The organism is Microcoleus sp. S28C3, from assembly GCF_036700785.1.
In the GTDB taxonomy this organism is placed as follows: domain Bacteria; phylum Cyanobacteriota; class Cyanobacteriia; order Cyanobacteriales; family Microcoleaceae; genus Microcoleus; species Microcoleus asticus.
Map to the genome: position 1 here is coordinate 45,958 of NZ_JAUBPO010000048.1, position 11,509 is coordinate 57,466.

General features: G+C 46.4%; 6 protein-coding genes and 1 CRISPR repeat array. Of the genes, 5 read left to right on the forward strand and 1 reads right to left on the reverse strand.

Going from position 1 to position 11,509, the window contains the following annotated elements; translation table 11 throughout:
* The first annotated feature begins 128 nt into the window (after window positions 1-128).
* Window positions 129-947: a tetratricopeptide repeat protein gene (locus QUA13_RS15945; RefSeq protein ID WP_333199972.1), complete on the forward strand. Its 819-nt coding sequence runs from the start codon at window positions 129-131 to the stop codon at window positions 945-947.
* Window positions 948-1,025: 78 nt separating this feature from the next.
* Here the strand turns inward: QUA13_RS15945 and QUA13_RS15950 are convergent, their stop codons facing one another.
* Window positions 1,026-1,814, reverse strand: a complete 789-nt coding sequence (locus tag QUA13_RS15950) for a TIGR01548 family HAD-type hydrolase (protein WP_333199974.1) — start codon at window positions 1,812-1,814, stop codon at window positions 1,026-1,028.
* A 177-nt stretch (window positions 1,815-1,991) separates the two neighbouring features.
* Between QUA13_RS15950 and QUA13_RS15955 the strand changes: the two genes are divergently transcribed.
* The 4 genes from QUA13_RS15955 (at window position 1,992) to obgE (ending at window position 6,754) form a co-directional block, all read left to right on the forward strand.
* Window positions 1,992-2,303 (forward strand): 30S ribosomal protein PSRP-3, encoded by a 312-nt coding sequence (locus QUA13_RS15955; protein WP_278187374.1) that lies wholly within the window; start codon window positions 1,992-1,994, stop codon window positions 2,301-2,303.
* A 423-nt stretch (window positions 2,304-2,726) separates the two neighbouring features.
* A complete protein-coding gene (locus tag QUA13_RS15960) occupies window positions 2,727-3,800 on the forward strand; it encodes a class I SAM-dependent methyltransferase (RefSeq protein ID WP_445242718.1) in 1,074 nt (357 codons plus the stop codon).
* Window positions 3,801-4,461: 661 nt separating this feature from the next.
* The gene (locus QUA13_RS15965) at window positions 4,462-5,196 is read left to right on the forward strand and encodes a Mo-dependent nitrogenase C-terminal domain-containing protein (protein ID WP_333199980.1); all 735 of its coding nucleotides are present in this window, start codon (window positions 4,462-4,464) and stop codon (window positions 5,194-5,196) included.
* 517 nt (window positions 5,197-5,713) lie between these two features.
* The gene (gene obgE, locus QUA13_RS15970; RefSeq protein ID WP_333199978.1) at window positions 5,714-6,754 is read left to right on the forward strand and encodes a GTPase ObgE; all 1,041 of its coding nucleotides are present in this window, start codon (window positions 5,714-5,716) and stop codon (window positions 6,752-6,754) included.
* A gap of 271 nt (window positions 6,755-7,025) precedes the next feature.
* Window positions 7,026-11,385: direct repeats of the CRISPR family, unit length 37 nt; unit sequence GCCGCAATTAACCTAACTCCCTATCAGGGATTGAAAC.
* Window positions 11,386-11,509 lie beyond the last annotated feature (124 nt).

Below are 11,509 nucleotides of genomic sequence, written 5' to 3' on the forward strand. Positions count from 1 at the left end.
AACCTGCGGAGGCAGGTTTTGTCTGTGTAGCTGCGACTTAAGTCGCCGAGACTTTTCAAACATCTTCTAACCAACGCCCGCAATTTCGGTTAATAATATGTTTAGTAAAGTTTAAACTACCAACAACGATGATTCGCTCACTTTTCACATTTTTTACAGTATTAATTGTAACCGGGTTAGTGTGGTTGGGAAATATCGCGCCCGTTGCCGCACAAGTACAACCAACAGATATCGCCGAGCCCCAACAGGAATTGGGAGAACTCGTTCAAAAAGCTTTTCAAGCTACAAATGAAGGTCAATTTCCCGCCGCTGAAACTTTTTGGACTCAAATTATTGACAAATTTCCCTCACAAGCAGCCGCTTGGAGCAACCGAGGCAATTCTAGAGTCAGCCAAAACAAGCTGCAAGCAGCTATTTCCGACTACGAAAAAGCGATCGAACTAGCTCCCGATGCCCCCGATCCCTACCTAAACCGCGGCACGGCTTTAGAAGGTTTAGGACGCTGGGAAGAAGCGATCGCCGACTACAATCATGTGTTAGAATTAGACCCCAAAGATCCAGCCGCCTACAACAACCGAGGCAACGCCGAAGCCGGTTTAGGAAAATGGGGGCCAGCAATTGCCGACTACAGCAAAGCCTTTGAATTAGCCCCCGAATACGCCTTTGCCCGCGCCAACCACGCCCTCGCACTTTATCAAAACGGGCAAACCAAAGAAGCAATTCGCAACATGAAAAACATCGTCCGCAGATACCCCCAATTTGCCGACATGAGAGCCGCCCTCAGCGCCTGTCTTTGGGAAGCAGGACAGCGCGGCGAAGCTGAGAGCAATTGGGTAGCCGCAGTCGGTCTCGATCCCCGCTACAAAGACATCGATTGGGTTGCCAATAACCGCCGCTGGCCACCAGTTGCAGTCAGCGCATTAGACAAGTTCTTGCACTTGAAATAATCTCCAAGGCAAAGTTGGCGGTTGTCATTGGTTATTGGTTATTGGTTATTTCGATAACTGACAACTGACAACTGACAACTAACAATTAATTAATTCTCGAATCCGGGCAGCCGTCAACTCTTCGACATTCCTGAAAACCGCTGCTGCACCAGCAGTTTTCAGCGCGGCAGCATAAGCATCGCAGCGCTCAGAATCATCCAAAACATGAGGTGGCAAAATTCCAGTCCCCAGCCAAATCCGGTTTGGTTGCACTTCCCGCGCCTTCACAACCGTGTAAATATCGGCAACAGTATCTCCTGCGTAAATTACAGGCAAATTGTTTTCTAAACCGTGCAGGTTTTCCAACTGTTCAATTGTCGCGAAAAGTCCAGCCGGATCGGGTTTTCCCGGTGCATCTTCCATCCCCACCAACACGGGGGAATTTAAACTCAGTTTCCCTTCCAGAACATAAGCAGCTTCATCCCGCATCGCCCCGCTAAAAAAGCCCCAAACAATACCCTCAACTGTTAAATTTTCCAGGTAAGCCGGACTTAACAGCAGCGGTTCGGCACAAATGTAACCAGTCCAATTTTTCTCATCAGCCCCGCGATAGCGATTTTGGAAAAAAGCCACTAATTCGTCATAGTCGATCGCGAGTTGGTTTCTCGATCGCCCAATCCCCTCAAAATAACGGCAAACTAACTCGAAAGACGCCTGCCAGTCATTATTCCACACTCCCTCAGACTTCAGAGAGTCGATATCGAGAGAATTCGGGCGAAAAGCACCCGCCGTGAAATGTTCCACCGCATCCGCGATCGCCCGCCGGTAGGAACCGGACACATCCCGCACCACACCGTCAATGTCGAAGACTAAAATAACTCTGTTCACAACTTAACTATCCTTGTACCTAGGGCGGGTGAGAACCAAAATTTTATCTGTTCCCAGCCCCTGAGTGGAGCTAAAACCAGCCGCGCCACAAAACTTTTCATGGCCGATGACCAATTATCGAACAGAGTGTGCTACGCTTAGCGATTGTAGAAATTTTTAACAAGTTCGATCGGAACCCTGGAGGTTTGCTTGTCTAAGTTCATCTTAAAAGTTCTCTGGCTAGAAGAGAATGTTGCCCTCGCCGTTGACCAAGTTGTCGGCAAAGGAACTAGCCCGCTGACATCCTACTTTTTCTGGCCTCGCAAAGATGCGTGGGAAGACCTCAAAAACGAACTCGAAGCCAAACACTGGATTGCTGATAACGATCGCGTCGAAATCCTCAACCAAGCGACAGAAGTAATCAACTACTGGCAAGAGGAAGGCAGACGGCGCCCGATGACTGAAGCTCAGTCAAGGTTCCCGCAAGTGACTTTTACCGGCAGCAACTAAGCCCAGCTTTAATTTGCTACCCATATAAATTGCCTGTTATGGCTGACGAGGGGATGGAGAGAGGGGAGAAGGCGAGGGGATTTGACGCTTTTTCCACCTCGCCGTGAAACATACAATTTAAATGCGCTACAGCTTATTTTGATACTAACTCCGATTTTCAGAGCTACTCAGGTTTTGGGCTTGGTCGATTTGAGAGTTAAGATTTGAGATTTATCCAAAATCAAGCTCTCAAATCGGATTTTCTACAATCTACGAAGACTGAGCAACTAAACCAAATAAATCTAAAATCGGCTTTTTTATACTCTTAAATTGTACAGTCAGCTCTCAACAGCCTTCCCTCCAACCTCCAACCTCAAAATCCATCCTTTAAATCTTGTACGCGGCTTCGTTGCCGAACTTCCTTCTTCCTTCTTCGCGGAATTTATGGGCGCCGAAAGTACGATCGACCAAACCGAACAGCTACCGCTGGTAGTAAATCCCGACATTCTCCAGCAAGCTATCCTCTACAAAATTAATACTCGCATCATCGCTCGCGGAGAATTAGTTTTCCCCTGTGTACCGGGAATGGTAAGCCACTATCTCAAGGCGATAGAACAGCTATTTCGCACTCTCGACAGACCCCTGCCAGAAGAACGCAGAGACGAACTCAGCAAGCTTTTAGTCAACAAGTTAGAACAAGGCTACCGCACCTCCACAGCATCGATGCTGATCCTGCAATACGAATCGGTACAGCCGCCCCAAACAGGTTTAGCCTGCAAAGTGATTGTTACTACCTCAACAATGGGAGAACAGTACAAAAGCTGGGTAGACACCAGAGAACCTCCGCTTTTCGGCTCTCATCCAGACGCAAAATTGATGGCAACTGCTGCTAAATTGGGCACACCCGATCGAGTGCGGATTTTGGACGTGGGGGCTGGTACCGGCCGCAATACCTTGCCGCTGGCGAGATTGGGCTATTCTGTGGATGCGATCGAACTAACTCCCGCTTTTGCAGAACAATTGAAAGCGGCAGTAACAGCCGAAAACCTTCCCGTGACAGTTACTGAAGGCGATGTGCTCGACCCCTTAATGCGGATGAAACCGGCCCGCTATCAGTTGGCAGTTGCCGCCGAAGTCATTTCACATTTTCGAGACAGCGATCAAGTACGGCTTTTCCTCGCTAAAATGTGCGATTCCCTGTGTCCGGGAGGTCTGTTGCTGTTCAGCACGTTTTTAACCGTCGGCGACTACCAGCCAGATGTCCTGGTGCGACAAGTTGCCCAACTCTCCTGGTCTACTTTATTTACCCCCCAAGAACTCGCCACCGCAATGGAAGGGTTGCCCTTAGTCCAAATATCCGACGAATTGGTGTTTGAGTACGAACGCCACAACCTGCCAGAAGGAGCCTGGCCGCCGACGCCCTGGTTTCCCAGTTGGGCCACCGGTCGAGATGTCTTTCCGATGGCAAACGGACGCCCGCCAATGGAATTGCGCTGGATTTTGTGTCGCCGCAGTTAAAAAAATCAGTCATTCGATTTTAGATTTTCGATTTTAGATTTTCGATTGACCCCACGGATAAATTCGGGGGCTTGTACCATCAAGAAATTCTTGGTCATTTAGAGACGGACACAGCAATCGCAACCCTTGAACGGCGGTAACAGTTGCATCAGCTCTTTTTTTCCCAAGTCATAAAGCCGGCTCGCTGTCTAATGTTACGAGGCCGTTACACAAAAATTTACAAAAATATATATTAAAATGTAAAGATAGCGAAGTTCGATCGCCCCTGGGTGAGAAACCCCGTGTCTGATTACATCCAACGCTTGCAAACCTTTTATTTCTTGCGAAAAATTGGCTTGCTAACGGCAATCGGGTTTGAATAAAAGTCGATCGCCATCTCAATCGGTGCAACTAGAGTTAAGATCAGTCCAACAAACCTATTCCTCCAGATAGATGACGTTTTAAGGAATAGGATAAGCCAATAGATTAGCTCGCTAGTTAGCGATGCTCCTGAGAAACAAATATGCTTTTAACACGTCCACTACAAGCGTTTGGAGCAATCTTCGAGCACAAACCTTCAACAAATAGATCATTGATCGAACAAAAAAGTAGTAAAAATTCTTGGGAGGGGAATATTGATCCCGCTGTAAACGAACAAATTGACTGGTATATCCAAATGGAAATGCTAATGAGTAACGCTAAATCTTCCTGCACCGATGAAGAGATTACTGCTTGGCTGCGCGGATTGCTGACAATTGCTTGGGCAGACGGCAACTTTGACGAAGACGAGCAAAAAATGATTGCGAATCTAACTCAGGATGAACTACATCCGGTATCTTTTGAAGCAAGTTTTGAACCTATTGCCTCAGAGGAACTAGCTGCTGTTTTAGGGAAAAGCACAGCCAACGGCGAGAATTTTTTGAGGACAGCAGTAATGGTAGCCTTGGCAGACGGTACGTACTCGCTCAGCGAAGACGAGGTAATTCACAACTTTTGCACAGCTTTGGGTCACAAGGTCGAGGCGATAGAAGCTCTCCGACAAACGATACAACAGAGCAAGTCCGATCCCCAGGGGCCCAGCAGCCAAATAGTCTTTGATGCGAATGTCGCCCCCGTCGCCGGAACACCGCTTTCATCTCGACTACCTCAACCTCACCAAAAAAATGTCCTGCAACCAGTCAAAGACTGGCTTGACGCCTGGGAAGTTCACGACCCCAGAGTCGCACACTTTGTCTGCAAAATGATTCCGCCGCAGTGTCCGTTTGAACGAGATGTCGTGTTATTCGGACGTAAAATCGTGCACATTCCGGCGATGTGCAAGATTAACCCGCTTTACGAACAGTTGGTGGGGATGCGCTTTCGAGCTCTCTGCTATTTGGCAGATGAATGTAAGGAAGATGTATCGATATATTGTTAGTAGTCAGTGGTCAGTAGTCATTAGTCATTAGCCATTCTTGTAAAATCTTGGATTAATGACTGTAACTATTAACCAATGACTACTAATATAGTCCAAGACGCAAAAACGTGGTTTTTCTACAAAAAAACATCGTTACAGCGATCGCCCCAGTAGAAAAACCAGGTTTATTCAGTTTTTGTGGGTAAGTCCTGCTAATATTAAATCCGCTTTGATAATACCAAGTCAAAAAAAGTTTTTCTACAATCCTCAATCTTATACAAATTATTAAAAGTCGCAGACCCAAGAGCCGGACACGGCAGTGCCGTTTCCCTACAGATACTCGGGTAAAATCTTTCGATATGCACTACTTTTCAGAATTGGTATAACTATATTTTTCCGGCGACTATAAGTCGCGACTACACTTGCTTGGAGTCCGCCTCTGCACACTCAAGGAAAAGAGGAATATTGTACTTGGATCTGGTATCATAGCTAATGACTAATGACTACTGACTACTGACTATTGACTACTGACTAAATTATGCAATTTATCGATCGAGCAGATATTCAAGTCGCAGCCGGCAAAGGCGGCGACGGTATGGTAGCTTTTCGCAGAGAAAAGTATGTACCGGCGGGCGGGCCGAGCGGCGGCACGGGCGGGCGGGGCGGTTCTGTGTTTATGGTAGCGGTGGAAAGCCTGCAAACGCTGCTGGATTTTCAGTACAACCGTATTTTTAAAGCCGAAGACGGGAAGCGCGGCGCGCCGAAGAATATGACTGGGGCTTCTGGGGACGATCGCACGATCGAAGTTCCCTGCGGTACAGTTGTTTACGACGCGGAAACTCAGGCAATCTTGGCAGATTTAGTGACGCCCGGACAGACTTTTTGCGTTGCCAAAGGCGGTAAAGGCGGTTTGGGAAACAAGTGTTTTCTGACCAATTCTAACCGCGCTCCCGATTATGCGATGCCCGGTAAAGAAGGAGAACACAAATTTTTGCGTTTGGAATTGAAGCTATTAGCTGAAGTGGGAATTCTGGGGATGCCCAATGCTGGCAAATCCACCTTAATTTCAGCTTTGTCTGCGGCTCGCCCCAAAATAGCAGATTATCCGTTTACAACTTTAGTCCCAAATTTGGGTGTAGTCAGAAAACCCACCGGCGACGGTACTGTTTTTGCCGATATCCCGGGATTAATTGAAGGGGCTCACGAAGGTGCGGGTTTGGGTTACGAGTTTTTGCGGCACATTGAGCGGACTCGGTTGTTGCTGCACTTAATTGATGTTACGGATGAAGATCCGATCGCCAATTACGTCACAATTCAGGAAGAATTGAAGGCTTACAGGCGTGGTTTAGCCGATAAACCGCAGATTTTGGCTTTTAATAAGGTAGATGCGATCGATCTTGAAAGCGAAGAAATCGGTAATTTAATCAGCCGACTTAAAGAAATTAGCGGTGCTCCTGTTTTGTTGATTTCCGCTGTGAGTCGAGTTGGGTTGGATGAATTAATGCAACAAGTTTGGCAAAAACTCGACGAGATGAACGAAAAAGAGGTGGCGGAACAGTTAGCAGTCGCGAGTGTCTAATCGCTTTCCGGTTCCTGGAATTTCCGTGAATGGGTAGGTGTTTTTTTGAGGGGGTCAAATCTTTCGGCTGTATGGTTTGTGCGGCAAGGGTTTGAGCCTCTGTATCTTGAAAAGTAGGTTCACGGAAACGCTGGAATTATTGCTGAGTATGGCTTTCATGGTTGTTGAAGTTTGTGTCTCTTGACAGGGCGGTGGCTGAAATGATATTTTGTAGATGCTTCACGGAACAGTACCTTGAAAACTAAATACTGTAAGGCTTCTGACACGGGCTGCCGCAATTAACCTAACTCCCTATCAGGGATTGAAACGATTTAAGAGATGTTTATTATGCACGGGAAAGGTTAGGCCGCAATTAACCTAACTCCCTATCAGGGATTGAAACTCAGCTTACATTTATCAATACGATTTGTGGGCGAGGGCCGCAATTAACCTAACTCCCTATCAGGGATTGAAACCTGACTGTCCCAGGCAGACCTAACACAAAAATTGCCGCAATTAACCTAACTCCCTATCAGGGATTGAAACGGGCCGATCGGCGCGGCGATCGACGTGGGAACGGATCAGGAGCCGCAATTAACCTAACTCCCTATCAGGGATTGAAACAAGAAAATTACAGAACTTAAACAAGGTCGCGGGAAAGCCGCAATTAACCTAACTCCCTATCAGGGATTGAAACAAAAGATAAGTTTTGAATATACCCCAAAGGGGGTAGCTTGCGCCGCAATTAACCTAACTCCCTATCAGGGATTGAAACTGAAGAATCGACTAAGTGCAGGCGATTAAATATTGCGCCGCAATTAACCTAACTCCCTATCAGGGATTGAAACACCAATACAACTGATACTATCCCAGTGCTTACTGCCGCAATTAACCTAACTCCCTATCAGGGATTGAAACTTGATACACACAGAGTCACCAGGGCGGATGCAAAGCCGCAATTAACCTAACTCCCTATCAGGGATTGAAACTTGCCTGAACCAATCGCTTGTATTTGTCAGCTTGTTTAAGCCGCAATTAACCTAACTCCCTATCAGGGATTGAAACTGAAAAAATCAATAGCTAAATCCGGGTCGAGTAACCGCCGCAATTAACCTAACTCCCTATCAGGGATTGAAACATATCTGGATTAACGATTGATGATAATATTTACTGCCGCAATTAACCTAACTCCCTATCAGGGATTGAAACTTGAAAGAAGCCAGCGGCTTTAACTTGCTCGGCTCAAGCCGCAATTAACCTAACTCCCTATCAGGGATTGAAACTTGATTGTTTGAATAATTCAGAAGATTTTGGTTTATTTGCCGCAATTAACCTAACTCCCTATCAGGGATTGAAACTTAAATGATAACTTGAGACCGACGGATGAAACTGCCGCAATTAACCTAACTCCCTATCAGGGATTGAAACTTACCTATAGATTCTTTTAGCCCAAAACCTTGCCACGTGCCGCAATTAACCTAACTCCCTATCAGGGATTGAAACAGAACTACACCCCGGTGCAGTTGGAGCTGCGAGAATAGCCGCAATTAACCTAACTCCCTATCAGGGATTGAAACTTAGATATGCTCGAAGATATCAAAGAAGCATATGCGCCGCAATTAACCTAACTCCCTATCAGGGATTGAAACACTATATTTGTTGGCATCAATCCTACTCTAATTGCCGCAATTAACCTAACTCCCTATCAGGGATTGAAACAAACCTGCTGATTTTGATGATAAAGAAATTGATGTCCCTCCGCCGCAATTAACCTAACTCCCTATCAGGGATTGAAACCCTCATCATCTGTTTTGTACCAACCCAAACCAAAATAAAGCCGCAATTAACCTAACTCCCTATCAGGGATTGAAACTGGCTGTGTTCAGTGCTGGTCTTGCTCCTTGGGCGCCGCAATTAACCTAACTCCCTATCAGGGATTGAAACAATTAAAAATAAACCTCTTAGAAGGTTTTTTCTGCCGCAATTAACCTAACTCCCTATCAGGGATTGAAACATTAATGCACCTATTGCCTTCCTCTAGGGCTTTGTGCCGCAATTAACCTAACTCCCTATCAGGGATTGAAACTTGAATATTTCGACTTGTACGCCTCGACTGAAGCCCAGCCGCAATTAACCTAACTCCCTATCAGGGATTGAAACGAAATATTCAAATCCTTAAACAAAGACAGGGGATTCATCACAAGCCGCAATTAACCTAACTCCCTATCAGGGATTGAAACCTAGCAGTGGTCGGTTGGTGGATGTGTGGGAATCAGAGCCGCAATTAACCTAACTCCCTATCAGGGATTGAAACCCAGCACTTCCTGTACTCTCGCCGCACTCTCGCGCCGCAATTAACCTAACTCCCTATCAGGGATTGAAACTCTGTGATATTTGAGCCGCGAGTAAATATCAAAGATGGCCGCAATTAACCTAACTCCCTATCAGGGATTGAAACTCTGGGCAAGGCACTGAAACTTCAAACCCGTGAGCGGAAAAGCCGCAATTAACCTAACTCCCTATCAGGGATTGAAACTTACTGGTGAAAATCCAAGGCGATTTTGTCGGCTGGGCCGCAATTAACCTAACTCCCTATCAGGGATTGAAACGAAACTATCCCCCAAACAAAATTCGCAACGCCGGCAATGATCGAGCCGCAATTAACCTAACTCCCTATCAGGGATTGAAACATAATAAGGTTGGCTCCGATTTGAATGCGCCAGCCGGCGCGGTCAGGCCGCAATTAACCTAACTCCCTATCAGGGATTGAAACTTACCTCCTGTAAGTTTCAAAAACTAAATAAAAGACTCAGGCCGCAATTAACCTAACTCCCTATCAGGGATTGAAACAGCTCCTATTTTCATTGAGATATTTTGCTAGTTCTGAAGCCGCAATTAACCTAACTCCCTATCAGGGATTGAAACACGCGATTCGACAGCTACAGTGTCAATCGGGTTGTGCCGCAATTAACCTAACTCCCTATCAGGGATTGAAACCAAAAACACGGAACCCTGCGCGGTAATCCTGTCCCGCCGCAATTAACCTAACTCCCTATCAGGGATTGAAACGAAGCGGCGCTTGCCGACCTGAAACAGAATTCAGCGCCTGCCAGCCGCAATTAACCTAACTCCCTATCAGGGATTGAAACGCATACTTTGCGCAGCCTACCAGCCACCCAGCGCATCCCTAGCCGCAATTAACCTAACTCCCTATCAGGGATTGAAACCTACGCCGCTGATTGCGCTAGACTTGGCAAAATTCAGGCCGCAATTAACCTAACTCCCTATCAGGGATTGAAACTTAGGTGGTAAGTTTACCCCTCGTCCTGGTGATATGCCGCAATTAACCTAACTCCCTATCAGGGATTGAAACCATATTTTTGGGTGGAGGGGGTGGAGGGGCGGCAATACCGCCGCAATTAACCTAACTCCCTATCAGGGATTGAAACCAAGAATTCAAAATAGGTCAAGAAGTTTATCACAAATCGCCGCAATTAACCTAACTCCCTATCAGGGATTGAAACGGTGGAGGAAAAACGATCGCCTGGACGATCTTCGAGCCGCAATTAACCTAACTCCCTATCAGGGATTGAAACTCACGCTGTTGACATCTTCCGCCTAACCTGTTAGGTTGCCGCAATTAACCTAACTCCCTATCAGGGATTGAAACTCGCTTCCTCCCTTCTGGGGTGGATTGCGAGCACACACCCGAGCCGCAATTAACCTAACTCCCTATCAAGGATTGAAACGTTAAAATCTCTGGTAGAGCTTATGGCGGTTCGGCGGCGGTGCCGCAATTAACCTAACTCCCTATCAGGGATTGAAACGGCGAAGAAGTCGTATCGCCCAGCAAATAGATAAGTTAAATTTATGCCGCAATTAACCTAACTCCCTATCAGGGATTGAAACACCCCAACGCGATTTTCCGTGTAACCGTCAATTGCAAAAGCCGCAATTAACCTAACTCCCTATCAGGGATTGAAACTACACCAATTCAACTTCAACGACGGCTCACTTTAATTGCCGCAATTAACCTAACTCCCTATCAGGGATTGAAACTGGGCAACAAAGCGTTCTCCCTCCCAGCATTCACGCCGCAATTAACCTAACTCCCTATCAGGGATTGAAACAGGTGTTGTCTATATTCTTGCTATTGAGAATTATTTGCCGCAATTAACCTAACTCCCTATCAGGGATTGAAACTACCTTGTTTACAGGACTTACAAAATCTACATCAGGCCGCAATTAACCTAACTCCCTATCAGGGATTGAAACAAACGAATCAGCAACACTGGCAAAACTATTGATAACATGAGCCGCAATTAACCTAACTCCCTATCAGGGATTGAAACGCCGCAAATTGCGCTCAGAGATTTTTACCTCTCGCGCCGCAATTAACCTAACTCCCTATCAGGGATTGAAACCCTGGTGATGGCGTTCAAGCACCTGGTTATGTGACGCTCAGGCCGCAATTAACCTAACTCCCTATCAGGGATTGAAACTCTGGTGCATCTGTTGCACCCGCAGAAGGTGATTTATTGCCGCAATTAACCTAACTCCCTATCAGGGATTGAAACTGATCCAAAGAACCGCCACCGCCAGCCGAACCCATGCGGCCGCAATTAACCTAACTCCCTATCAGGGATTGAAACTTCATTATGTTTTTCCAGCATCCAATCATAAAAGGCTAAGCCGCAATGGTTCTTCTGGGTTTTTGGTGAAAACCGTATAATGAGATACCACTACTTGATTTCTACCCTATGGATATTCATCTTG

What these genes read in the sequence shown, in the direction of transcription:
- QUA13_RS15945 (WP_333199972.1), top strand. Translation starts at nt 129, where the DNA reads ATGATTCGCTCACTTTTCACATTTTTTACAGTATTAATTGTAACCGGG.
- QUA13_RS15960 (WP_445242718.1), top strand. Translation starts at nt 2,727, where the DNA reads ATGGGCGCCGAAAGTACGATCGACCAAACCGAACAGCTACCGCTGGTA.
- QUA13_RS15965 (WP_333199980.1), top strand. Translation starts at nt 4,462, where the DNA reads ATGCTAATGAGTAACGCTAAATCTTCCTGCACCGATGAAGAGATTACT.
- obgE (WP_333199978.1), top strand. Translation starts at nt 5,714, where the DNA reads ATGCAATTTATCGATCGAGCAGATATTCAAGTCGCAGCCGGCAAAGGC.